This window comes from Streptomyces sp. NPDC018045 (genome assembly GCF_044327445.1).
Taxonomy (GTDB): domain Bacteria; phylum Actinomycetota; class Actinomycetes; order Streptomycetales; family Streptomycetaceae; genus Streptomyces.
The window spans coordinates 368,534-393,292 of the sequence record NZ_JBIRFL010000003.1 but is presented as its reverse complement, the minus strand read 5'-3'; the positions used below and the strand labels follow the sequence as shown (position 1 = coordinate 393,292).

The 24,759-nt window shown below is 71.5% G+C and carries 17 protein-coding genes, 1 pseudogene and 1 riboswitch; of the genes and pseudogenes, 7 read left to right on the top strand and 11 right to left on the bottom strand.

Going from position 1 to position 24,759, the window contains the following annotated elements:
- Positions 1–298 precede the first annotated feature (298 nt).
- Positions 299–1,324 carry an HAD hydrolase family protein gene (locus ACH4EB_RS09315; RefSeq protein WP_398346767.1) on the top strand — a complete coding sequence of 342 codons (1,026 nt, stop codon included), beginning with the start codon at positions 299–301 and terminating at the stop codon, positions 1,322–1,324.
- Between the two features lie 71 nt (positions 1,325–1,395).
- Here the strand turns inward: ACH4EB_RS09315 and ACH4EB_RS09310 are convergent, their stop codons facing one another.
- The 5 genes from ACH4EB_RS09310 to ACH4EB_RS09290 form a co-directional block, all read right to left on the bottom strand.
- A complete protein-coding gene (locus tag ACH4EB_RS09310; protein WP_398346766.1) occupies positions 1,396–2,631 on the bottom strand; it encodes a M23 family metallopeptidase in 1,236 nt (411 codons plus the stop codon).
- A gap of 315 nt (positions 2,632–2,946) precedes the next feature.
- Complete coding sequence (locus ACH4EB_RS09305; RefSeq protein WP_398346765.1) at positions 2,947–4,683, bottom strand: GAF domain-containing protein; 1,737 nt, start codon at positions 4,681–4,683, stop codon at positions 2,947–2,949.
- Between the two features lie 195 nt (positions 4,684–4,878).
- On the bottom strand, positions 4,879–8,487 hold the full coding sequence (gene cydD / locus ACH4EB_RS09300) for a thiol reductant ABC exporter subunit CydD (protein ID WP_398346764.1): 3,609 nt from the start codon (positions 8,485–8,487) through the stop codon (positions 4,879–4,881).
- Between the two features lie 72 nt (positions 8,488–8,559).
- Positions 8,560–9,561 (bottom strand): cytochrome d ubiquinol oxidase subunit II, encoded by a 1,002-nt coding sequence (gene cydB / locus ACH4EB_RS09295; RefSeq protein WP_398346763.1) that lies wholly within the window; start codon positions 9,559–9,561, stop codon positions 8,560–8,562.
- A gap of 9 nt (positions 9,562–9,570) precedes the next feature.
- Positions 9,571–11,079, bottom strand: a complete 1,509-nt coding sequence (locus ACH4EB_RS09290; RefSeq protein WP_398346762.1) for a cytochrome ubiquinol oxidase subunit I — start codon at positions 11,077–11,079, stop codon at positions 9,571–9,573.
- Between the two features lie 237 nt (positions 11,080–11,316).
- Here ACH4EB_RS09290 and ACH4EB_RS09285 point away from each other — a divergent pair.
- Positions 11,317–11,682, top strand: a pseudogene (locus ACH4EB_RS09285) (cyclophilin-like family protein).
- Between the two features lie 159 nt (positions 11,683–11,841).
- Here the strand turns inward: ACH4EB_RS09285 and hisC are convergent.
- Positions 11,842–12,921 (bottom strand): histidinol-phosphate transaminase, encoded by a 1,080-nt coding sequence (gene hisC / locus ACH4EB_RS09280; RefSeq protein WP_398346761.1) that lies wholly within the window; start codon positions 12,919–12,921, stop codon positions 11,842–11,844.
- A 494-nt stretch (positions 12,922–13,415) separates the two neighbouring features.
- Between hisC and ACH4EB_RS09275 the strand changes: the two genes are divergently transcribed.
- From ACH4EB_RS09275 to ACH4EB_RS09265, 3 genes are all read left to right on the top strand, one after another.
- Positions 13,416–14,516, top strand: coding sequence for a LacI family DNA-binding transcriptional regulator (locus tag ACH4EB_RS09275; protein ID WP_030178622.1), 1,101 nt, complete (start codon positions 13,416–13,418; stop codon positions 14,514–14,516).
- Between the two features lie 711 nt (positions 14,517–15,227).
- Positions 15,228–16,370, top strand: a complete 1,143-nt coding sequence (locus tag ACH4EB_RS09270; RefSeq protein WP_398346759.1) for a metallophosphoesterase — start codon at positions 15,228–15,230, stop codon at positions 16,368–16,370.
- 204 nt (positions 16,371–16,574) lie between these two features.
- Positions 16,575–17,483, top strand: a complete 909-nt coding sequence (locus tag ACH4EB_RS09265) for a hypothetical protein (protein WP_398346758.1) — start codon at positions 16,575–16,577, stop codon at positions 17,481–17,483.
- Positions 17,484–17,877: 394 nt separating this feature from the next.
- On the opposite strand, the gene thiC is transcribed toward ACH4EB_RS09265, so the two are convergent.
- Complete coding sequence (thiC, locus tag ACH4EB_RS09260; protein ID WP_398346757.1) at positions 17,878–19,656, bottom strand: phosphomethylpyrimidine synthase ThiC; 1,779 nt, start codon at positions 19,654–19,656, stop codon at positions 17,878–17,880.
- A riboswitch (TPP riboswitch) is annotated at positions 19,650–19,807 on the bottom strand. (Overlaps the previous gene by 7 nt.)
- Positions 19,808–19,878: 71 nt before the next feature.
- Between thiC and ACH4EB_RS09255 the strand changes: the two genes are divergently transcribed.
- Positions 19,879–21,510 (top strand): YibE/F family protein, encoded by a 1,632-nt coding sequence (locus tag ACH4EB_RS09255; RefSeq protein WP_398346756.1) that lies wholly within the window; start codon positions 19,879–19,881, stop codon positions 21,508–21,510.
- A 69-nt stretch (positions 21,511–21,579) separates the two neighbouring features.
- Here ACH4EB_RS09255 and ACH4EB_RS09250 read toward each other — a convergent pair whose 3' ends face one another.
- From ACH4EB_RS09250 to ACH4EB_RS09235, 4 genes are all read right to left on the bottom strand, one after another.
- Positions 21,580–22,005, bottom strand: a complete 426-nt coding sequence (locus ACH4EB_RS09250) for an SsgA family sporulation/cell division regulator (RefSeq protein ID WP_398346755.1) — start codon at positions 22,003–22,005, stop codon at positions 21,580–21,582.
- A gap of 104 nt (positions 22,006–22,109) precedes the next feature.
- On the bottom strand, positions 22,110–22,880 hold the full coding sequence (locus tag ACH4EB_RS09245; RefSeq protein ID WP_398347062.1) for an IclR family transcriptional regulator: 771 nt from the start codon (positions 22,878–22,880) through the stop codon (positions 22,110–22,112).
- Between the two features lie 518 nt (positions 22,881–23,398).
- Entirely contained in the window at positions 23,399–23,623 is a 225-nt protein-coding gene (locus ACH4EB_RS09240) for a DUF5326 family protein (RefSeq protein WP_398346754.1), read from the bottom strand.
- 365 nt (positions 23,624–23,988) lie between these two features.
- Entirely contained in the window at positions 23,989–24,306 is a 318-nt protein-coding gene (locus ACH4EB_RS09235) for a cupin domain-containing protein (protein ID WP_031006678.1), read from the bottom strand.
- A 48-nt stretch (positions 24,307–24,354) separates the two neighbouring features.
- On the opposite strand from ACH4EB_RS09235, the gene ACH4EB_RS09230 reads away from it, so the two are divergent.
- A complete protein-coding gene (locus tag ACH4EB_RS09230; protein WP_398346753.1) occupies positions 24,355–24,735 on the top strand; it encodes a phage holin family protein in 381 nt (126 codons plus the stop codon).
- Positions 24,736–24,759 lie beyond the last annotated feature (24 nt).

Below are 24,759 nucleotides of genomic sequence, written 5' to 3'. Positions count from 1 at the left end.
GCCGTACGCGCGGCGGGCACACGCCGTAGGCCCGCGCACGCTTCTGACCGTACGCCCGCTCCCGCACCCGTACGCCTGCCGGCGGCCCGGCCTGTGCGATCCGGCTCGGCCCGTGGGCGGACAGGTCCGGCACCCGCTTCGGTACGGTCCAGCGCTCGCCTCGCCACGGCCCGGTACCCGTTCCCGTACGGCTCTGGGCGCCCGCCGGAGTACGTCCCGGTGATCTCGACACGGACTCCGGCCCTGTCAAGCTCATGCGCGCGACCCGCCGCACGCCTGTGCGCGCATATGCGCGAAGATGGACTGCGTGACTGATGCCTCCGCAGGGCCGCCCCTGGCGCCCGGGTCCGACGGTAAAACGATCCGGCTGATCGCCACCGACCTCGACGGCACGTTGCTGCGCGACGACAAGACGGTCTCCGGCCGGACGATCGCCGCGCTGGCCGCCGCCGAGCGGGCGGGCATCGAAGTCTTCTTCGTGACCGGTCGTCCGGCCCGCTGGATGGACGTGGTCAGCGACCATGTGCACGGGCACGGGCTGGCGATCTGCGCGAACGGCGCGGCCGTCGTCGATCTCCACCGCGGCCGCCGCATCGTCGAGATCAGCCCCCTGGAACGGCCGGAGGCGCTCTGCGTCGTGCACGCGCTGCGCGACGCCGCTCCCGGTACGTCGTTCGCGGTCGAGCGGACCGGCGGCATCAACTACGAGCCGGAGTACCCGCCCTTCCACCTCGACCCGGCCGCTGTCATCGCCCCCGCGGAGAAGCTGCTGGCCGAGGCGAGCCCGGAGGACCACCGTTCTCCGTCGTACCCGGAGTCCCACTGTTCTCCGTCGTACCCGGACAGCCCGCAGCCCGCCTCGCCCCACCAGACCGCCAAGGCCCGGCAGACCGTCCAGTCCCACGAAAACACCATTCCCGCACCGCCCCCGCAGGACATCGGCGCCGACCAGCCCGTGCTGAAGCTCCTCGCGTACCACCCCGACCTGGACCCGGACGCCTTCCTGGACCTGGCCCGCGCGCGGGCGGGCGCCTACGCCTCCTTCACCCGGTCCAGCCCCACCGCGCTCCTGGAGATCAGCGGGCTGGGCGTCAGCAAGGCCGGCACCCTGGCGCGCTGCTGTGCGGAGCGTGGCATCACCCCTGACCAGGTGGTCGCCTTCGGGGACATGCCCAACGACATCGAGATGCTGGCCTGGGCCGGGACCGCGTACGCCATGGCGAACGCGCACCCCGCCGTGCTGGCCGCGACGGACCGGCGCACGGCCGGCAACAACGAGGACGGCGTCGCGGCCGTCATCGAACGCATCCTGGAGCACCGCTGACCCCTGTTGTTTCCGGCAGCAACAGAAACATCACCGCCCTCACACCCCACCCGTGGCGCCCGCCACCTCCCTCACCGCAGCCGCACCCCCCGGCTCGCCAGCCACGGCACCGGGTCGACCCCCGACCCCATACGCGGCGTGCGGCGAACCTCGAAGTGCAGATGGGGCCCCGTGGAGTTGCCGGTCGTACCCGACAGCGCGATCTGCTGTCCCGGCCGCACCCGCTGCCCGGGGCGGGCCAACGCCGCCGACAAGTGCGCGTACTGCGAGAACGCACCGGCGCCGTGCTGCACGACCATGCTGATCCCGAAAGCGTCGCCGCAGGTCAGGCTGGTGACACGGCCCCAGCCCACGGACCGTACGGGCGTGCCGACCGGCACCGCGAAGTCCTGGCCGGTGTGGCCGTGCGCCCAGCGGCGGCCCGAGCCGCCGAAGCCGGCGGACAGGACGTAGCGCTCCACCGGCCGGGTCCACCCGCGCCCCGGCACCGGCGGCACCACCGGTTCGGAGCGCCGCGCCGCCGCCGTCACCGGGCCGGACGGTCCGCAGCGCCCGGCCCGGGACGCCTGCCGGGACAGCCGCTGTAGCCGGCCGCGGACCACGTCAAGGCGGCGGCCGATGTGCCGGCGCTCGGCGTCGAGACGGGACCGGTGGGCGTCGAGCGCGGCGGACCGGGACAGCACGGCCGCGCTGTCCGCCTCCAGGGACCGGCTCCGCCGCAGCGCTTCGCGCGCCCGCGCCGCGAGCAGGCGTTGTCGGCGCTCGGCCTTACGGTAGGCACTCAGCACCGCCTCCGCCCCGACACGTGCCTGGGCGCCGTGGCCTGCCCGGGCGCCCTGGCCTTCGTGGTCACCCTGCCCTGCCCGGGCGCCCTGGCGCGGCTTGGCACCCAGCTCGAACGGCAGCCGGCTGCCGCTGCGGTACTGCGCGCCCGCGACCCGTCCCGCCAGCCGCCGCAGTTCGGCGGCCGTGCGGCGTTCCCGGAGCAGCGCCGCGTGCAGCCGTGCGGCCCGGGCCCGGCCGGCCCGCACCTCGCGCACGGTCCTCGCGTACGACCGGCCGGTCCGGTGCACGGCCCTGCCGAGCCGGAGCACCTCCAGGCTCGCTTCGGCCAGCCGGTCGGTGCCGTGGCCGCGCGCCGGGGAGGGGCTCCGGGGGGCGGGAAGCGACGGCAGGGGGGTGGCGGCGCTCGGTTCCGCCGGGGCCGGGGCGACGGCCGGAGCTCCGGCGTGGGCCGCACCGCCGACGGCAGACGCCGTGCCGGCCGCCCCTGTCAGCGCTATGACCAGCGACAATGTCACCCGCACCGCGCGGGACGGCGCACCACGCGACCAGGAGGCAGGGCGGGAGGCCCGCCCGTGGGTACGTCGGGCAGGGCGCCACCGCCCCCGGACCGCCTTACGCAACCAATCCAGCAAGCCTGGACACATAGTCGGATAGTTGCCCGGATCGTCACGAACCCAACGAAAACGTTTCTCCAGTCCCACCCGCAGGACTCCGAACGGAGCAGCCCGACCTCCGCGGAATGGCCGGAATCAGCCGTTCCAGCAACCACGACAGATCACTCGAATACCGGCTGAACCGTATGGGTGTATCCCTTCCCCGACCGCCGCCCCACCGTGTCAGAGCGGCGCTTCCCAGGTCACCATCGTCCCCGCCCCGTCCTCGCCCAGGCCCGGTCCGTACGTGCTGGACCCGCCCAGCGACTCGGCCCGCTTCGCGAGGTTGCGCAGGCCGCTGCGCCGGCCGCCGTCCGGAATGCCCACCCCGTCGTCGGCGACCGTCAGCCGCACGCCGTCCCGGCCGTCCGGCAGCTTGATCATCGAGTCGACGACGACCTCGATGCGCGAGGCGTTCGCGTGCCGGAAGGCGTTGGACAGCGCCTCGCGCAGCGCGGCGATCAGGTTCTTGCCGGTCAGCTCGCCGACGCGGGCGTCCACCGGGCCGATGAAGTTCGCGGACGGCTGGAAACCGAGCGGCACGGCGGCGGTGCCGATCTCCCGCAGGACCCGGGTCCGCAGTCCGGACGGCGCCTCGGCCGGGCCCTGTTGCAGCGCGAAGATCGCGGTACGGATCTCCTGGATGGTGACGTCGAGTTCGTCGACGGCCTTGCCGATGCGCTCCTGCACCTCCGGCACGACCGACCTGCGCTGGGCGCTCTCCAGCATCATCCCGGTCGCGAAGAGCCGCTGGATGACCAGGTCGTGCAGGTCGCGGGCGATCCGGTCGCGGTCCTCGTAGACGGCGAGGCGTTCGCGGTCGCGCTGCGCGTCGGCCAGTACGAGCGCCAGCGCGGCCTGGGCCGCGAACTGGGTGGCCAGCGTGCGTTCGGCGGGGGTGAAGGGGCGCGCACCGCGTTCCCGCGGGGTGGCCAGTGTGCCCAGCACCCGGCCGCCGCTCTTGAGGGGCAGCATCATGCTGGGGCCGAACCGCGGCGCGACGTCCGTGACCATCCGCGGGTCGGTGGCCGAGTCCTCCACGAACACCGGCTCCCCGGCTAGCAGTTGTGCCGCCACCGGGCTCTCGGACGACATACGGGCACCGATGAGGCCGGCGGGGTCGTCCGCCGACGCCGCGACGATCTCCAGCCCGCCGCCCTCCGCGGGCAGCAGCACGATGCCGGCCGCGGAGTCCGCCAGCTTGCGGGCCTGTTCGGCGACGACCGCGAGCGCGTCGTGCACGTCGCTGCCGGCCAGCAGCGCGGTGGTCACCGCGGCCGAACCGTCGATCCACCGCTCCCGCTGCCGCGTCGCCGCGTACATTCGCGCGTTGCCGATCGCGATGCCGGCCTCGGTGGCGAGCACCCGCACCATGTGCAGGTCGCCCTCGCTGAACTCGCCACCCCCGCGCTTCTCGGTCAGATAGAGGTTGCCGAAAATCTCCCCCTGCACACGGATCGGCACCCCGAGGAACGTCCGCATCGGCGGGTGTTCCGGCGGGAAGCCCGCCGACCGCGCGTCCTGGGTCAGGTCGGCCAGCCGCAGCGCCTTCGGGTCGTGGATGAGCGCGCCGAGCAGTCCCTTGTGCCCGTCGGGCAGCGCGCCGATCCGGGCGTGTTCCTCGGGACCGACCCCGTACGTCACGAAGTCCGACAGGCCCTCGCGCGCCTCGTCGATGATCCCGATCGCGGCATAGCGGGCGTCGGCCAGCTCGGCGGCGGTCTCCACGATCCGGTCCAGGGTGATGTGCAGGTCCAGGCCCGCGCCGACGGTGCGCATCGCCTCCAGGAGCTGCGGGACGCGTGCGGTCAGCTCGGTCGACAGGCCCTGGAGGCTGCGGGTCGCCTCGGTGGCCGCTTCCATGGGGTCGGGCGCGGGCGCGGCCGCGCCGTCGGGGCCGGTGTCCGTCCCGGTGCCCATGGGGTCTGAGGGTCCTGTCGTGACTGCCATGGGACGAGCCTAATAGTCGCTTTTTCTCACGAAAAGCCTTCTATACGGCAATTCGGACGCCGGACCGGTCCACCCCGGACCGCCCCGGGCTGCCACGTCACCCCGGTCCGGACGTCCGCCGCCACCGTACGCAGCGGCCGCCCGCGTCCGTCGTTCTTCAGCCGTTCACCGCACCGGCCCCGCTCCCGCCAGGCGCGCGTCCGTCTCGTGTCCTTCCCCGGACCGCGGGTCCACCGCCCGTTCCCGCTCCCGCATCCGGCGGAACGGGCCGTCGGCCGCCGCCAGCTCCGCGTACGTGCCGCACTGGACGGGCCGCCCCTCGTCCAGGACCACCACCTCGTCGACGGCCTCCAGTCCCGCCAGCCGGTGCGTGATCAGGACGGTCGTACGGCCCTCGGTCGCGGCCAGCAGATCGGCGGTCAGTGCGTCGGCCGTGGCCAGGTCGAGGTGCTCGGCAGGCTCGTCCAGCACCAGGACGGGGAAATCGGCGAGCAGCGCACGCGCCAGCACCAGGCGCTGCCGCTGGCCGCCGGAGAGCCGGACGCCGTGCTCACCGACCATCGTGTCCAGCCCGTCGGGCAGCGACCGCACCCAGTCGGCCAGGCGGGCCCGCGCGAGCGCGTCCCACAGGCTGACCTCGTCCGCGCCGGTACGGGCGAGCCGCAGGTTCTCCCGTATGGAGCTGTCGAAGAGGTGGGCATCCTGCGCGCACAGGCCGACCTGGCGCCGTACGGCGTCACCGTCGGCTGCCGCCGCGTCCACACCGCTCAGCGTGTACGAGCCCGACTCCCGGTCCAGGAAGCGCAGCAGTACCTGGGCGAGCGTCGTCTTGCCCGAGCCGGACGGGCCGACGACCGCCAGACGCCGCCCGGCGCGGAGGGTGAACCCGACCCCGTCCAGCGCGGGGACCCGCTGCCCGGGATACCGGGCGGTCAGGTCCTCGACGACCAGCGGGAACGGCGTGTCCGGCAGCGCCACGGCCGCCGAGCCGGCCGGTTCGCGGACCGGCTCCGGGGCATCCAGCACCTCGAAGACCCGCTCGGCCGCCCGGCGCGTGCGCTGCCGGTACTGCACGGCGAGCGGCAGCCCCGCGACGGCCTCGAACGCCGCGAGCGGAACGAGCACCACGACCGCCAGGCACACGCCCGCCAGCCGCCCGTCGTGGACGGCCCGGACACCGACGACGGCCGCGGCGGCCACCGTCAGCCCGCACAGCAGCGCGGACAACCCGGCACCGACACCGGCCACGGCCGCCGAACGGGACGCGATCCGGGTCAGGTCGCGGTCGGCGCGCCGGGTCCGGCCGATACGGCGCGCGAGCGCGCCCGCCACCGTCAGTTCGGCCGTACCGGTGAGCAGATCGAGGACGTGGGCGGAGAGCACACCACGGGCGGGGGAGAGCTGCCGCTCGGCGCGGCGCGCGAGCACCGCGGACAGCGCCGGCACCCCGACACCCGCCAGCAGCAGACCGGCGGCGAGGACGGCGCCCGCCTCGGGCAGCAGCCAGGCGGTGAACCCGACCGAACCCACACCGACCACCACGGCCGCCCCGACCGGCAGCAGCCACCGCAGGAAATAGTCCTGCACGGCGTCGACATCGGCCACCAGGCGCGACAGCAGATCACCGCTGCTGCGCTCCCGCAGCCCGGCGGGCGCCAGGCGCTCCAGCCGCCGGAAGACGGCCACCCGTACGTCTGCGAGCATCCGGAAGACGGCGTCGTGCGCGACCAGCCGCTCCGCGTACCGGAACGCGGCCCGGCCGATGCCGAAGGCGCGCGTCGCGGTGACCGCCACCATCAGGTAGAGCACGGGCGGATGCTGTGCCGCCCGGGAGATGAGCCACCCGGACGTCCCCATGAGGCCCACGGCGCTGCCCAGCGCCAGGCTGCCCAGCAGCAGCGCCAGCCCGAGCCGCCCCCAGCGGGCCCGCGCCAGGCCCCGGAGCCGCGCCGGCGCCGGGCGCCGGGAACCGGGCACGACGTCCGGCCCGGCACCGGGCTCCGCGGCCGCGAGATCGTCGCGTGCGGCTTCCGCCTCGTCGCCCTGCCCGGCCGCAGCGGCGTCCGCGGCGGCGTCGACGTCCGGGGCGGTTGCCACGGCCTCTCCGACGCTCTCCGGTACGGGCACCGCGGGCGTCACCGGCGCGGCCAGCCGCACCGTACGGTCCGCCACCGCCAGCAGCGCGGGCCGGTGGACGACCAGGAGCACCGTGCGTCCGGCCGCCAGGCGGCGTACCGCCTCGACGATGCCCGCCTCCGTCTCGCCGTCCAGGTTCGCGGTCGGCTCGTCGAGCAGCAGGACCGGGCGGTCGGCGAGGAACGCGCGGGCCAGGGCCAGGCGTTGCCGCTGCCCCGCCGACAGGCCGGAGCCACCCTCGCCGAGCACGGTTTCCGCGCCGTCGGGCAGGGCGGAGACGAAGTCCAGGGCCCCGGCCTCGCGGAGCGCGGCCCGTACCGCCGCGTCGTCCGCGTCGGGGCGGGCCAGCCGCACGTTGTCGGCGATGGTGCCCGCGAAGAGGTACGGGCGCTGCGCCACCCAGGCGATGCGGCGCCGCCAGTCCTCCGGGTCGATGGCGGACAGGTCCCGGCCACCGACCCGTACCCGGCCCGCCGCGGGCGCGGCGAAGCCGAGAAGGACGTTCAGCAACGTCGTCTTGCCCGCGCCGGACGGGCCGACGAGGGCCACCGTCTCACCGGGCCTGACCTCGAACGACGTCGCGGGGAGCGAGGGTTCGGCGCGGCCGGGGTGGCGTACGACGAGACCTTCGACGGACAGCGCGGTGCTGTCGGGAGCGGGCTCGTCGCCCGTCGTGCGCAGCGGTGTCTCCAGCACCGCGAAGATCTCCTCGGCGGCCGCCAGGCCCTCGGCCGCCGCGTGGTACTGCGCGCCGACCTGCCGCAGCGGCAGATACGCCTCGGGCGCCAGGATCAGCACCAGCAGGCCCGTGTACAGGTCCAGGTCGCCGTGCACGAGCCGCATCCCGATGCCGACCGCCACCAGCGCGACCGAGATCGTGGCGAGCAGTTCCAGCGCGAACGAGGACAGGAAGGCGATCCGCAGGGTGCGCAGGGTGGCGCGGCGGTACTCACCGGTGATGGAGCGGATGGACGCCGCCTGCGCCTTGGCCCGTCCGAAGACCTTCAGCGTGGGCAGCCCGGCGACGACGTCCAGGAAGTGTCCCGAAAGCCGCGACAGCAACTGCCACTGGCGGTCCATGCGGTTCTGCGTGGCCCAGCCGATGAGGGCCATGAACAGCGGGATCAGCGGCAGTGTCACGACGATGGTCGCGGCCGAGATCCAGTCCCCGGCGACGATCCGCGCCAGCACCGCGACCGGTACGACGACCGCCAGGCCGAGCTGCGGCAGATAGCGCGCGAAGTAGTCGTCGAGGGCGTCGATGCCGCGGGTGGCGAGGGTGGTGAGTTCCCCGGAACGCTGGGTGCTCAACCACCCCGGCCCGAGGCCGGCGGCCGCCCGCGTCAGCAGCCGGGTACGCAGCTCGGACTTGACCGCCGCGCTCGCCCGGTGTGCGGCCAGTTCCGTCAGCCAGGCCACCAGGCCCCGGCCGACGGAGACCAGCGCGAGCAGCAGCACCGGTGTGCTCAGGTCGCCCAGTTCCAGGTTGTGCTGGAAGGCACCGACGACGACTTCGGCGATGAGCATGGCCTGGCCGATGACCAGGCCCGCGCCGGCCAGCCCGAGGACCACCACCGCGGCGAGGAAGAAGCGGGTGGCGCGGGCGTACCGCAGCAGGCGCGGGTCGACGGGTTTCACGTGAAACAACCTCTCCCGGGCGGAAGTTGATCAGTGGGGCCCCGGGCGGGGCCCCACCGGGGTGGTGCCTTCCTAGTGGGCGTCGGCGATGTGCTGCGTGCCGATCCGCTTGCGGAAGACCCAGTAGGTCCAGCCCTGGTAGAGCAGGACGATCGGAGTGGCGATGCCCGCGCCCCACGTCATGATCTTCAATGTGTACGCGCTGGAGGAGGCGTTGGAGACCGTGAGGTTCCAGCTCTCGTTCAGCGAGGACGGCATCACGTTCGGGAAGAGCGTCAGGAACAGCATCGCGACGGCGGCGACGATGGTGACGCCGGAGAACGCGAACGACCATCCCTCGCGCCCGAGCTGGTTCATCACCAGGGCCGCGACCAGCGCCAGTACCGCGACGGCCATCGCCACCAGGGACGTGGCGTCGCCCTTGTCGAGCTGGGTCCAGCCCAGGAAACCGAGCGCCAGCACGGCGGCGATCAGGCCCAGGACGGTGGCCGTCCGGCGGGCCCGCTGCCGGATGTCGCCCAGCGTCTTGAGCGAGGCGAACACCGCGCCGTGGAAAGTGAACAGCGACAGCGTGACCAGGCCGCCGAGCAGGGCGTACGGGTTCAGCAGGTCCAGGACCCCGCCGACGTACTCCTTGTGCGCGTCGATCTGCACACCCCGCACGATGTTGCCGAAGGCCACTCCCCACAGGAACGCGGGAAGCAGCGAGCACCAGAAGATCGCGTGCTCCCAGTTGCGCTGCCAGCGCTCCTCGTTCCGCTTGACGCGGTACTCGAAGGCCACGCCGCGCACGATCAGGCAGACCAGGATGAGCAGCAGCGGCAGGTAGAAGCCGGAGAAGAGGGTGGCGTACCACTCGGGGAAGGCGGCGAAGGTCGCGCCGCCCGCGCTGAGCAGCCACACCTCGTTGCCGTCCCAGACCGGGCCGATGGTGTTGATCAGGACCCGCCGCTCGGCGCGGTCCCGGGCGAGCAGCTTGGTCAGGACGCCGATGCCGAAGTCGAAGCCTTCGAGGAAGAAGTACCCCGTCCACAGCACGGCGATGAGTACGAACCAGACGTCATGGAGTTCCACGGTCGCCCCCTAGTACGAGAAGGCCATCGGCCGGTCGGCGTCCGCGGGGTCGCCGCCGATCTTGGTGGGCGGGTTGAGGTCGTCGTCCGTCAGCTCCGGCGGTCCGGCCTTGGCGTACTTGACCAGCAGGCGTACCTCGATGACCGCGAGGATCGCGTACAGCAGGGTGAAGACGGTCATCGACGTGAGCACCTCACCCTGCGAGACGCCCGGGGAGACCGCCGAGGAGGTCTTCAGGACGCCGTACACGGCCCAGGGCTGGCGGCCCATCTCGGTGAAGATCCAGCCCCAGGAGTTGGCGATGAGCGGGAAGCCGAGGGTGACGAACGCCAGCGACCAGTACGCCTTGCCCAGCCGGGCACCGAGCACCTTGTTCTTGGTGAACGCCAGGTTGGGTGGCTCCTCGTCCCCCGTACGCAGCCCCGGCGCGAGCCAGAACTTCTTGCGGGTGAGCCAGAGCCCGGCCAGACCGACGGCGAACGAGGCCATGCCGAAGCCGATCATCCAGCGGAAGCCCCAGTAGGCGACCGGGATGTTGGGCCGGTAGTCGCCGGGCCCGTACTTCTGCTGCTCGGCGCGGTTGACGTCGTTGATGCCGGGGACCGGTGTGGAGAAGTCGTTGTGCGCGAGGAAGGAGAGCAGGCCCGGTATCTCGATGGCGACCTTGTTGTGGCCCTTGTCCACGTCGCCGTAGGCGAAGACGGAGAACGGCGCGGGGCCTTCCTTGTCCCACAGTGCCTCGGCGGCGGCCATCTTCATCGGCTGCTGCCGGAACATGACCTTGCCGAGCTGGTCGCCGCTGATCGCGGTGAGCGCGCCGGCGATGACCAGGGTGACCAGGCCGAGCCGCAGCGAGGTGCGCATCACCTTGACGTGCTTCTTGCGCATCAGGTGGTACGCGGCGATGCCGACCATGAACGCGGCGCCGGTCAGGAACGCGGCGGTCAGCGTGTGGAAGACGACGACGAGGGTGGTGTCCTGGGTCAGCACCTTCCAGAAGTCGGTCAGCTCGGCGCGGCCGTTGGCGGCGTTGTACTTGTAGCCGACCGGGTGCTGCATCCAGGAGTTGGCGGCGAGGATGAAGTACGACGACAGGATCGTGCCGATCGAGACCATCCACATGCAGAAGCAGTGGATCTTCTTCGGCAGCTTGTCCCAGCCGAAGATCCACAGACCGATGAAGGTGGACTCGAAGAAGAAGGCGATGAGGGCCTCGAACGCGAGCGGGGCGCCGAAGACGTCACCGACGAACCGCGAGTAGTCGGACCAGTTCATGCCGAACTGGAACTCCTGGACGATGCCGGTGACGACACCCATCGCGATATTGATCAGGAAGAGCTTGCCCCAGAACTTGGTGGCCTTGAGGTACTGCTGCTTGCCCGTCCGTACCCATGCGGTCTCCAGCCCGGCCACCAGAGCGGCAAGGGAGATCGTGAGGGGGACGAAGAGGAAGTGGTAGACGGTCGTGATGCCGAATTGCCATCGCGCCAGGGTCTCTGGCGCCAACGCCAGGTCCACGTCGGGTCTCTCCTTACGTCGCCGTGTGCTGACTACGGCTGCTTCGCCCTAATTTGTCCCGATGGAAGCGGTACATAAAGGGCGGGCTTGTGAACGCGTTCACATTCACAAGCAATTATCACCCATGGCTGGTTCCCGACCCCGGCGGGGGGTGCGTGATGACCGTCACGCCCGGAAAAAGCGCGCGCGACCTCTTCCCGCGCACTTCGACAAGCTGTCGTATTCGGCGCCATGGAGATGCGAATCCGCCTCACATGGCCGGCCGGCCAACTGGCCGCCACCCTCGACGAGCCCCCGTCCCCCGCTGCGCTCGCCGCCGCCCGGCCACTCGTCGCGACCGCCCGGACCTGGGGCGAAGAGGTCCACGTCGACACCGGGCTCGCCCTCGCCCCGGAGAACGGCGCGCGACAGGTCGTCGACCCGGGCACCGCCGCCTTCTGGACCGGGGGCAGCGCGCCGGCGCTGCCCTACGGCCCCACGCCCCTGTCGAGAGGGGGCGAGTCCCGCCTCGCCCCCCCCGCAATGTGCTCGGCCGCCTCGACGGCGACCCGCGCGCTGGACACGGTGCGGGGCGGTGATCCCCTACGGGTCGAGCGCGCGTGATCCGCCCAGTCGGCGGAACCGGCGGGACCGGCGGGACCGGCGTGCACCCGTCCGACGCACGCCCCACCCGGCCGGCTCACGGCACCTAGCTGGTCACCGCGCTTGCCGAGCATGCTTTCCCGCTGGTCACCGCGCCCGCCTAGCACGTTTTCCCGCTGGTCACAGCTCCTTGCGGAACTGCTCGGCCGCCTGCACGAACAGGTCCATCGCCGCCGTCTCGCCGATCGTCACGCGCACCCCCTCACCCGGGAAGGGACGCACCACCACCCCGGCCTTCTCGCACGCCGCCGCGAAGTCGAGCGTACGGTCGCCCAGCCGCAGCCAGAGGAAGTTCGCGTGCGTTTCGGGCACCGTCCAGCCCTGCGCGGTCAGCGCCTCGCAGACCCGGGCCCGCTCCGTGACCAGCGCGTCCACCCGCTCCATCAGCGCGTCCTCGCTGCGCAGCGAGGCCACCGCCGCCTCCTGCGCGAGCTGGCTCACGCCGAACGGCACGGCCGTCTTGCGCAGCGCGGCCGCCACCGGCTCGTGGGCCACCGCGAAGCCGATCCGCAGCCCGGCGAGCCCGTACGCCTTGGAGAAGGTTCGCAGCACACAGACGTTGGGGCGGTCCCGGTACAGGTCCAGACCGTTCGGTACGTCCGCATCGCGGTTGAACTCCTGGTACGCCTCGTCCAGGACGATCAGAATGTCGCTCGGCACCCGGTCCAGGAACGCCTCCAGCTCCGCCCGGCGGACGACGGTGCCGGTGGGGTTGTTGGGGTTGCAGACGAAGATCAGCCGGGTCCGGTCGGTTATCGCCGCGTACATCGCGTCCAGGTCGTGCACCTCACCGGCGGTCAGCGGCACCTGCACGGAGGTGGCGCCGGCGACCTGGGTGACGATCGGGTACGCCTCGAAGGACCGCCACGCGTAGATCACTTCGTCACCGGGCCCGGCGGTCGACTGCACGAGCTGCTGGGCCACGCCCACCGAGCCGGTGCCCGTCGCCAGGTGCTCGACGGGCACCGAGAAGTGCTCCGACAACTCGGCCAGCAGCCCCGCGCAGGCCATGTCCGGGTAACGGTTGAAGGCCCCGGCGGCGGCCACCGCGCTCTCCAGGACGCCGGGCAGCGGCGGATACGGGTTCTCGTTGGAGGACAGCTTGTACGTGACGGGGCCGCCCGTCGCCGCCGGCTTGCCGGGCTTGTAGGTAGGGATGCCGTCCAGCGCAGCGCGCAGCTTCGGGCTCTTCTCGCTCACCGCAGGTTCCTCCTCGACCGTGCCGTCCGTCGCCAATACTCCACACCTTATGAGGATTGCCCCGTCAGGCGTAGGCCCCAGCCGGTACGGAAACCGTCCCGGAGTGCCAGCCCGGTAGGAGCGGATGCCCGGCCGGTGCACCTGTCCGGCACCCCGCCCGGGAAGATCGTCTCGGCGGGAGGCCCCCGGCCGGGAGATCACCGCGCGTTCCGTCCCCACCGCGCACAGCCCTTGGGGAGCGCTACTCCCTCCGTCACGCGCCGGTGGCTCGCGCCGTGGCGCGCATCCCTCGTGAAGGTGACTTGAGACCTCTTCGAGACCTGGACCAATCGGCAGGCGACTCCCAACGTTCCTCAACCAGTCGCTGGCGGGCACCACCAACTCCCTTGCTTTCGCAGGGCATCAAGGTCATAAAGCCGTGCAGAAACGTGCCTTTCCGCTCCTGCACGCAGCGCCCCGCGAAAGGACCGCCCGAGCCCTACTATCGGCTCGCCATGACAGCAGCAGGGAAGCACCAGGTGAGCCGGTCTACCGGTCGCCGGCTGGGGCGGGCAGGCATCCGGGACGTGGCCGCCGCAGCCGGGGTATCCATCACGACTGTCTCCGACGCGCTCAACGGCAAGGGCCGGCTTCCGGATGCCACCCGTCGCCACGTCCGCGAGGTGGCCGACCGGTTGGGTTACCGCCCTTCCGCCGCCGCCCGCACGCTCCGTACCGGCAAGTCAGGACTGATCGGCCTGACCGTCACCACGTACGGGGATGAACCTTTCACCTTCACCGAATTCGCGTACTTCGCGGAAATGGCCAGAGCCGCCACCTCGGCGGCGCTCGCCCGCGGGTACGCCCTCGTCATCCTGCCCGCGACCTCCCGCCACGACGTCTGGTCGAACGTCGCCCTCGACGGCACCGTCGTCATCGACCCGGCCGACGGCGACCCCGTCGTCACCGAGCTCGTACGGCACGGCATCCCCGTCGTCTCCGACGGCCGGCCCGGCGGCACCCTCCCCGTGATGGGCTGGGTCGACAACGACCACGAGGCGGCCGTCCTCGGCCTTCTCGACCACCTCGCCGACGCCGGCGCCCGCCGCATCGGCCTGCTCACCGGCACCACCACCGACACCTACACCCGCCTGTCCACCACCGCGTACCTGCGCTGGTGCGAGCGGGTCGGCCAGGACCCGGTGTACGAGTCCTACCCCGCCCACGACCCGTGCGCGGGCGCGGTGGCCGCCGACCGGCTGCTGGCCCGTCCGGACCGTCCGGACGCGGTGTACGGCCTGTTCGACCCGAACGGCACCGACCTGCTCGCGGCCGCCAGACGCTACGGGCTGCGCGTCCCCGAGGACCTGCTGCTGGTCTGCTGCAGCGAGTCCACGGTCTACGCCACGACCGAGCCGCCGATCACCACCCTCTCGCTCAAGCCCCGCCGGATCGGCACCGCCGTGGTTCAGCTCCTGATCGACGCCATCGAAGGGCTGGACAGCGGGCGTCCGGTCGAGCAGGTGATACCGACGGATCTGATCGTGCGGACCTCCTCCCAGCGCAGGTCCACACGGACGACCGTCAGTCCGCCCCGGGGACCGTCCGGGGCCTGAGGCCGCCGGTCACCGCGCGGGCCCTCCGGGTCCGACCGTCACACGTTCGAGCGGCCGTGTGGACGTGCCTTCCGCGTCCACACGGCCGGAGGTTTGTGTGGGGCACGCGAGGTGTTGTGTGCACGGTGGGGGCTGTGCGGCGGTGTGCCGGCGACCGTGCGGCGCGCGGCGGGCCCGTAGAGCCTGTCACGGTGCCCGTACGACCTGTCGCGGTGTCCGTACGAGTGTGGTACCCGTGCGACGTACGGCGGCCCCGTACGACCTGTCGCGGCGCCCGGGCGACTTGTGGCACCCGTGCGGCATACCGCGGGGCCCGTGCGACATACCGCGGTGCTCGCCCGACGCACCGGTGCACCGCCCCGCCCTCCGCCTCGGCCGGAGCCCGCCCCGTCACCGGCTCGCGGTCGGCCGACGCCACGCCGAAAGCGCCACTCGGGCGACTTCATCACGTCGTACCGTCGTCCTGCCGTCGCCGTGCCGCCCGCCCGGTGCCCCGTCGCCCGGGATAAAATCGGGTGGATCCCGGAGAAAACGGCAGCGAAGACCGGGCGCCGAACGATTGACCACCCCCGGGTGCGTCACAACCCGCGAGCGGCATTCCTATGATGGGCGCACGACACCACGGACCGCCGTCGACCAGGCAAGGTCCGCGAGGTGCACGGCGGCGCGATGGTGGAGGGGTCGATGACTCAGGGGGCCAGTGTGGGACCCATGGTGCGGACCATGCCGGCACAACCTCCGGCTCCGGCACAGCCGCCGGTGCCCCCGGCACCCGCGGTTCCCCCGCAGCCGCCGGCGCCGCCGGCCTCCGTGGGCGCGCCCGCCGCCCCGCACGGCATGCCGCCCGAGTACACGCCCACCGAGCGCTCCCTCCCGGTCATCGGCGCCGGTGCCCGGGCCGACGGCACCGGCCACGCCGCCGGCCGTACGGACCTCCCGCCCGTCACCCGTACGGACACCCTCATCGACCGCCCGACCGTCGACCTGACGGCGGTGCCCGAGTCGGCCGCGTCCGCCTCCGAGCAGCAGGAGGGCGGCGGCCCGCTGTACGTCGTCGGCGACGTGCACGGCTACTACGACGAGCTGCGCGAGGCGCTCGCCGCCGAGGGGCTCATCGACGCCGATGGCCAGTGGGCCGCCGGCAACGCCCGGCTGTGGTTCCTCGGCGACTTCACCGACCGCGGCCCGGACGGCATCGGCGTCATCGACCTCGTCATGCAGTTGTCCGCCGAGGCCGCGGCGGCCGGCGGCTACTGCAAGGCCCTCATGGGCAACCACGAACTGCTGCTGCTCGGCGCCAAGCGGTTCGGCGACACCCCGGTCCAGTCCGGCGCCGGTACCGCGTCCTTCCAGGCCGCCTGGCTCCTCAACGGCGGCCAGAAGACCGACATGGACCGCCTCCAGGACCACCACCTCCAGTGGATGGCCCGGCTGGACGCCGTGATGGAGGAGGACGGGCACCTGCTCGTGCACTCCGACACGACCGCCTATCTGGAGTACGGCGACTCCATCGAGGACGTCAACGACACCGTCCACGACGTCCTCACGCGCAGCGACGCCGACGAGGTCTGGGACCTGTTCCGCAAGTTCACCAAGCGGTTCGCCTTCCGCGACGAGGAAGCGGGCCCGCTGGCCGTACGCGAACTCCTCGACACCTACGGCGGCCGGCGCGTCGTGCACGGCCACAGCCCCATCCCGTACCTCCTCGGCGAGGTCGGCGGCGAGGACGACGAAGGTGAGGGCATCGCCGTCGACGGTCCGCACGTCTACGCCGACGGGCTGGCGATCGCCATGGACGGCGGGATCACCATGGCCGGAAAGCTACTGGTCGTTCAACTTCCCCTGAGTGGCTGAGCGTTATCCGGGCAGGGGTAGCGGCAGGTAGGGAAGTGGCGCAGCGGGGTCCGAGCTGGACAGGAGCGGTCCCTATTTCCGCAAACACCCTGTCACCCCGTGCCGGAGGCGCTCTACCATCGGTCTATCCGTAGCAGGCTCTCCTCCGTTTCCGCCCACTGCCCGGCCCACGCCGGCCTGTACGGCCCTACGGAGCATCGGGGGATGCACATGAACAGCGCTCCGCACCTGCTGAACGAGGACCGCGCGGACTTCGCGCGGCTCCTCGACGAGGCGCTGCGCACCGCGGAATACCGACCGGAAATGACCTCCGCGGCGGGAAAGCACCTCAACACCGAGCAGTTGCGCACCATGGCGCTCAGCGCCACGTCCGCCATCGCCGTATGCGCGACGGCCGAATACCGACACTATGTACGGCTTCGCGAGGAGCTGCGCACTCCCGCACCCGCACCGGACGCGGGCGGTGTGGAAGGCCGTGAGGAGAAAAGCGCGTCCGCGGGCGGCCCGGGGATCGACCTCGCCACGACCGTGAGCGAGGTCGCGGAACCGGCCGGTGCCGGGCTGGGCGCGATGCTCGCGGTACTGGCCCCGGTACTGGCGGGGATCGCCGCCGTCCTGTTCCTGGTCATCGGATACATCCTGCGGACGGTCGGCACCGACCCGGCCGCCGCCCAGCCGATGATCAGCGTCGGCTGGATCTTCGCGGCGATCACCGCCGCGGGGGCCCTCATCGCCATGGCGAGCCTGGTCCACGCGGCCTGGCGCAACGGGTCCACCTCGCTCCGCGCCCCACGCACCGGTGACGGGCGCGGCGGCCGGGCCCGGGAAGTGGACCTCGCCCGGGACGCCTGGCGGCAGGCGCTCCTGGAGCGCGGCATACTGCCGTTCCTGCGCGAGGCCCTGACCGACCCGGCCGGCGTCAACGGCCACGGCACGGCCCGGTACGTACCGCGCCGCGGCGTCGACGGTGGCAGTCGTATCCCGTCCCTGGGCTACTCACGGCCCGACTTCACCAGCCCGGACGGCGGCCCGCCCGCCGCTCCCCGACCCCGCTTCACCAGCCCGGACTTCACCAGCCCCGACTACGGCGGCCCGGACCACCATCCTGAATAGCGCCGACGTTCCATGACCGCGGGGGCCCGAAGCCGGGCCCCCGCGGTGCGCGTGCGAGGGCACTCCGCCCCGGTGGAGTGAAATGCGGTTCACCGGGCGGGGGTTGGAGTGGCCGGGGACTTACGTTCGGCGTGGAGGTGATTCGCGATGAGCGAATACGACCAACGACGGGTCACGAGACCCAGCAGGACGCCATGGACGTGAGTGACTTCGTGTACGGCGGCGACAGGAGCGCGCGTACGGAGGATCGCTCTCCCCCACGGGGAGCCCTGGTTCCCCGCAGCCGATGTCTGCCGGGAACCGGGTTACACGACCACCCGTGAGGCGCTCCTGGATCATGTGCCGAGCGACGAGAGTTTCCTGACGGCTTCGGGCCCGTCCGTCTCAGAAACCCTCACTCCGCGATCGGCAAATACACCCGATTCCCCGCCGCCGCGAACTCCTTCGACTTCTCGGCCATGCCGGCTTCCGCCTCCGCGTCGAGCGCCAGGTCGCCGCCGTGTTCGCGGCGGATGTCCTGGGAGATCTTCATGGAGCAGAACTTCGGGCCGCACATGGAGCAGAAGTGCGCCGTCTTCGCCGGCTCCGCCGGCAGCGTCGCGTCGTGGAAGGCGCGCGCCGTGTCCGGGTCGAGGGCCAGGTTGAACTGGTCCTCCCACCGGAACTCGAAGCGCGCGTCGGACAGCGCGTCGTCCCACTCCTGGGCGCCCGGGTGCCCCTTGGCCAGGTCCGCCGCATGGGCCGCGATCTTGTACGTGATGACACCGGTCTTCACGTCGTCCCGGTCCGGCAGGCCCAGGTGCTCCTTGGGCGTGACGTAGCAGAGCATCGCGGTGCCCCACCACGCGATCATCGCCGCGCCGATCCCGGAGGTGATGTGGTCGTACGCGGGCGCGATGTCCGTGGTCAGCGGGCCGAGCGTGTAGAACGGGGCCTCTTCGCAGATCTCCTGCTGAAGGTCGATGTTCTCCTTGATCTTGTGCATCGGGACGTGCCCCGGGCCTTCGATCATCGTCTGTACGCCGTGCCGCTTGGCGATCGAGTTCAGCTCCCCGAGCGTCCGCAGCTCCGCGAACTGCGCCTCGTCGTTGGCGTCCGCGATGGAGCCGGGGCGCAGCCCGTCGCCGAGGGAGTACGTGACGTCATAGGAGGCGAGGATCTCGCAGAGTTCCTCGAAGTGGGTGTAGAGGAACGACTCCTTGTGGTGGGCCAGGCACCACGCCGCCATGATGGAGCCGCCGCGCGAGACGATGCCGGTCTTGCGGCGGGCCGTCAGGGGGACGTACCGCAGCAGGACTCCCGCGTGCACGGTCATGTAGTCGACGCCCTGTTCGGCCTGCTCGATGACCGTGTCCTTGTAGATCTCCCAGGACAGTTCCTCGGCCTTGCCGTCCACCTTCTCCAGTGCCTGGTAGAGGGGGACGGTGCCGATGGGGACGGGGGAGTTGCGCAGTACCCATTCGCGGGTGGTGTGGATGTTGCGGCCGGTGGACAGGTCCATGACCGTGTCGGCGCCCCAGCGGGTCGCCCAGGTCATCTTCTCCACCTCCTCCTCGATGGAGGAGGTGACGGCGGAGTTTCCGATGTTCGCGTTGACCTTCACCAGGAAGTTCTTGCCGATGATCATCGGCTCGATCTCCGGGTGGTTGACGTTGGCGGGCAGTACGGCCCGGCCGGCCGCGATCTCGTCCCGTACGAACTCGGGTGAGACGTTCTCGCGGAGCGCGACGTACTCCATCTCCGTCGTGACCTCGCCGCGCCGCGCGTACGCGAGCTGGGTGACCGCGGCGCCGCCCCGGCCCCGGCGGGGCTGCCGGGGCCGGCCCGGGAAGACCGCGTCGAGGTTCTTCAGGCCGCCGCGCGGCGAGGTGTGCTTGAGGCCGTCGTCCTCGGGCCGCGGCGGGCGGCCCGCGTACTCCTCGGTGTCCCCGCGGCTGATGATCCAGTTCTCCCGCAGCGGTGCCAGGCCGCGGCGGACGTCCGTTTCGATGGTGGGGTCGGTGTACGGCCCTGACGTGTCGTAGAGCGTCACGTCCTTGCCGTTGGTGAGGTGCACACGACGGACCGGGACCCGGAGGTCGGGGCGCGATCCGGCGAGGTAGCCCTTGTGCCAGCCGATCTCCTTGGCGGAGCCCCGGCCGTTTTCGGGCGTGCGTGCATCCTGCAGAGTCATGAAGACCCACTCCCTACGCCGGCATTACCCGGTAACAGGTTCGGCGGTCGACGCAGCGATGTCCGTGCCGGCGGTCCGGCTTCTGCCGGACGTTCCGTACGGGGGTCAGCGCCCTCTCAGCCCGGTGCTCCGAGCTCCCGCGATTGCAAAGGTGCCACCACGGTAGCGGCCGGTGTGGCGCGGTGAACAGGGGGCCCTGCCAGTTCTTGCGATGATCGTGCGGTGACCAGCAACGAGCCTTCGCACTCCGCGCACCACGACGCTTCCGGTCCGCCGCACGGGTACGGGTACGGGCCGCAGCCCGGGTCCGCGCCCGGCCCTGATGCCGACTCCCGACGCGTCGTGCCTGATGACGGCCGTCAGCGGCACGCGCGCGCGCCACGCGACCAGGGGCACGACCAAGGACGCGGTCACGGGCACAATCACGGGCGCGATCCCGGCCAAGCCACACCGGAGACCGGCCACGGGGCCGGATCCGGACACGGGGCCGGGCACGGCCACGGCCACAGCCACGGGCACGGCCCCGCCGCCCCCGTCTCCCGTCACCTGCGGAAGGTCATCGCCGCGGTGCTCATCCCCTTCGCCGCCGCGGTCCTGGCCGGTCTGGTCGTGCTGTGGCCGGGCGGCGCTCCCGACCACAAGCCGACCGGCGTCGGCTTCGACCAGCCGACCGAGAAGGCGAAGGTGGTGAAGGTGGAGGAGGTGAACTGCGCGGACGTCCATGCCCAGCAGCAACAGCAACCGTCGCAGCAGCAACCGTCCTCCCCCGCGGGCCCCCGGCAGCCCACGCACTGCGAGCGGGCGGTCATCGAGGTGACCACGGGCAAGGACACGGGCCGGCGGTTCGAGTCGATCGTGACGCCCGACGCCACGCGGCACTACAAGGCCGGGCAGGGAGTCGTGGTCGCGTACGCGCCCAAAGCGCCCAAGGATTTGCAGTATTCGGTCACCGATGTGGACCGGACCTTCCCGATGTGGGTACTCGCCGCCATCTTCGCAGCGGCGGTCGTCGTGGTCGGGCGGCTGCGCGGCGTCCTCGCGCTGGTCGCGCTGGTCGTGAGCTTCCTGGTCCTGACGCTGTTCATCCTCCCCGCCATCCTCCAAGGGTCGAATCCCCTGGTGGTCGCCATCGTCGGGGGCAGCGCGATCATGCTGGTCGCCCTCTACATGTGCCACGGCCTCACGGCGCGTACGTCCGTCGCCGTCCTGGGCACGCTCGTCTCACTGCTGCTGATCGGCCTGCTCGGCTCCGTCTTCATCGGATGGGCGCTGCTGACCGGCAACACCGACGACCAGACCGGACTGGTGCACGGTCTGTACCCCGACATCGAGATCCGCGGGCTGCTGCTCGCGGGCATCATCATCGGTTCGCTGGGCGTGCTCGACGATGTGACCGTCACCCAGACCGCCGCGGTCTGGGAACTGAAGGAGGCCGACCCGTCGGCAGGCTGGCGCAAGCTCTACACCGCGGCGATGCGCATCGGCCGCGATCACATCGCGTCGGTCGTCAACACACTGGTGCTCGCCTACGCGGGCGCGGCACTGCCGTTGCTGTTGCTGTTCTCGATCGCACAGAGCAGCGTCGCGACAGTCGCCACCAGCGAGGTGGTCGCCGAGGAGGTCGTACGGACGCTGGTGGGCAGCATCGGCCTGGTCGCGTCCGTACCGCTGACCACTCTGCTGGCCGCGCTGGTCGTCTCGGCTGACCGGGGCACGGGCGGCGGCCTGCGCACGGACCACGGCACAGGCCGGGGCGATGACCGGGATACGGGGCGGAGCGCAGGACGCGCAGGGCACGCGGGACGGCGTGCCGGGCGGAGCGCCGGCGGTGGCAGACGGCGCCGCAAGCGCTGAACCGGCCGGTCGGCTCGGGCGCGTCCGGCCCGGCGACCATCCGGCGGGGCCGGCCGGAGCCGGCGCCGGTCACCCCGCCTTCTGCGCCTCCGAAAGAATCCGGTCCAATGTCGAGTCGAGCGTGTCGCACACCTCTTCCTCCCCGATCGGGACGAGTCGGTCCGTACGGTCGAGGAAGGCCACCAGCGGCGCGGCGCCGGCACGGAACAGCGCCCGTTCGTCGGCCACCTGAAGGCTGATGAAGACATCGCTGAGGTGCTCGGAGGAGGACGGCTCGATGCGTACGTCGCCCTCACCGGACGGCTTGCTCAGTCCGTCCAGCAGCAGTTCCCGGCTGAACGCCCAGGTCACGGGCACATCGCCGGGAAGGTCGAAGGTGAAGCTGACCGCATAGGGGTCCGCGCGGTCGAAGTACAGCTCCACCGGGATACGGAAGGCGAGTTCCTCGGACACGAGGAAGCTCATGATCACTTCTGCCTGAACTGTGTCGGTCATCAACCTCTGCCCCGGACTTGGTCGGAGATGGCCAGGAATCGTCCCTCTTGGCTCCATTGACGCCATCGTCTGTCACGTGCCAGCGGATCACAAGGAGTGATTTTTCAGATACTGATAGAGAAAGCGAGGGTAGTTAACGTCGCCTCCACCATTCTGCGTAGTCGATCGGTAACGCAGTGTAGGCGCTCGGTGTCGCTCGCGGGAAGAGAAATCGCCACGGTCGCCGCCGCCGAACCCACCTGGATCGGAATCGCCGAGCATACTGTGCCCAAGGCATATTCCTGTTGCTCATAGGCGACTTGGGCGCGGCGCACCGCGTCCAGGCGGTGCAGCAGATCGTCCTCGCTCCGCACCGTGTGGGGCGTGAGCGACCGCACCGGGTGCCGGGCCAAGTGGTCCTTCCTGGCCTGCTCGTCGAGTTGCGCGAGCAGGCACTGCCCGATCGCGTGTGCGTGCGCGGTGGTACGGAAGTCCACCCACTCCTCCACCGGCGGACATTGCGGACCCTCGGTGGCGGCCACCACCTCCACCTCGCCCGCGCGGTAGACGGCGAAGTAGACGGCCGCGCCGATCCGTTTGCCCACGACGGCCAGCGCGTCGCCGATCTCGGTACGCCTACGCCGCTCGGCGCCCGCCCTCCCGATGGAGCCGGCGGCCTCGCCGTAGACGAACACGCCGTTCTCGCGCCGCAGGTAACCCTCGTGCGTCAGGGTCCGCAACAGGTGGTACGTCGTCGGAAGCGGCAATCCCGCCTCCCTGGCCAGTTGCTTGGCGGGCGCGCCGGCGGGGTGCGCGCCCACTGCCTCCAACAGGCGCAGCGCCCGCTGCACCGAGCCGATCAACGTAGGGTGCGAGACGGATTCACCGTTCACCATTGCCAACGCCAACCCCCTGATCGGGTCACCGGGACAGCTCGGCCCCGACGGCGGGAGCCGCTCCCGCTACGCCCGCGTCTCCCAGGGGACTCCATCGTCGACGCGCCCGGCCCGGTCCTGCCTCACTCGGTATTTTCCGGAACGTCATCATCCGGAAGACGCCTGCGCACCGCACTCTAGCTTGGCCGCTCGGGGCGACAGGGGGCGTGGCAAGGGGATCGGCCGGTGACACGACACCCCCGCCAGCCCCGGGTCCGGCCGAGTTGCCGCACCTGATGGGTCGGAGTCCCGGTGGCGAAGGCGGACGGCGCGGGACGAAAGGCGAATGCCCCGCCCCCTTGCGGTACGGGGGGGGGCGGGGCAAAGCGGTACGGGTCAGGGCGGGGTGAAGCAGTGCGGGTCAGGGCGAGCCGGACCGGGCTGGGCCGGGACCCTGGACCGGTGGCCCTGGCGGGGCAGGGGGCCGGAGGAGCGGGCGCGACGGCAGGATCAGGCCCGGTCCCCGGCGTACCGCTCGGTCACCAGTCGCTCCGCGACGAGGAGGACGCGGAGCCCTTGATCCTGCGCGCCAGGTAGACGACACCGGCGATCAGCGCCGCCGCCACCAGCACCTTGAAGAGCAGGCCGATCAGGAAGCCGACCGCGCTGGCGATCAGGCTGCCGAACACCACCAGGAGGACGACGGGCACCGCGACCCACGTCACCCACCACGGAAGTCCTGCGAACGTCCCCTTGCCGGCCATTGCTCTGCCCTGCTTTCTGCGTCTTCTTCGCGTTTGCGGTCGTCTGTCTAAGGGGTGCCTGGGTCTTGCGGGCCCTGCTGGTCCTGTGGGCCCTGCTGGCCCTGCGGGTTGTTCATGTCGGGCATGGTCCCCGGGCTCCGTGGCCTTCGGCCCGCGGCCCGCGTTCCACTGCCCCGGTACGTGGTCCCCGGCCCTTGGCCTGGTCAACGTTCCGCGGCCGTACCGCGTGCCCGGCGCCCCGGGCCGGGGCCCGATGCTCCGTTCCCCCCTGCACCATCGATGCTAGGACGGCACGGGGCGGAACGGATGCCGCGCGGCCCGGGCCCTCCCCTGAACCGTCCCCTACGGGTCCGTGGGGGCGCGCCTCAGCTTTCGGGCGGAGAGAAGACCACCATGACCCGCAGGTCCTCGCTGATGTGGTGGAACTTGTGCGGTACTCCGGCGGGGACGTACACCACGCTGCCGCGCGCCACCGAGGTCGTCTCCATGCCGACGGTGATCGCCGCCCGTCCGCTGACGACCAGGTACACCTCGTCCTGGTTGTGCGGAAGCTGTGGATCGGTGCTGCCCGCGTCGAGGGCGTAGAGCCCGACCGACATGTTCCGCTCTCGCAGGAACTGCAGATACGCGCCGTCGTTGGCGGCCCGCTCCGCCTCCAGTTCGTCGAGCCTGAAAGCCTTCATGCCGTTGGTACCCCTCGGAGAGTCCGTATCGTCTGCGACGATCTCACCATGAAGAATTTCGTGGTCAAGACGATCGCCAACGCCGCGGCGCTTGCCGTGGCCATCTGGCTGCTGAAGGACATCACGCTGACCGGTGAGAACACCGGCCGCAAGGCGCTGACCCTGCTGCTCGTCGCGCTGATCTTCGGTGTGGTGAACTTCGTCGTCAAACCCGTGGTGAAGCTGCTGTCCTTGCCACTCTTCATCCTCACGCTCGGCCTCGTCACGCTCGTGATCAACGCGTTGATGCTGCTGCTCACCTCGTGGCTGGCGGAGAAGTTCGATCTCGCCTTCCACGTCCAGGGGTTCTGGACCGCCGTCCTGGGCGGCGTGATCATTTCCATCGTCTCCTGGGCGATGCACATGGTGCTGCCCGACGACAAGGACTGAACCGCCCGTGCGCACCCCGATACC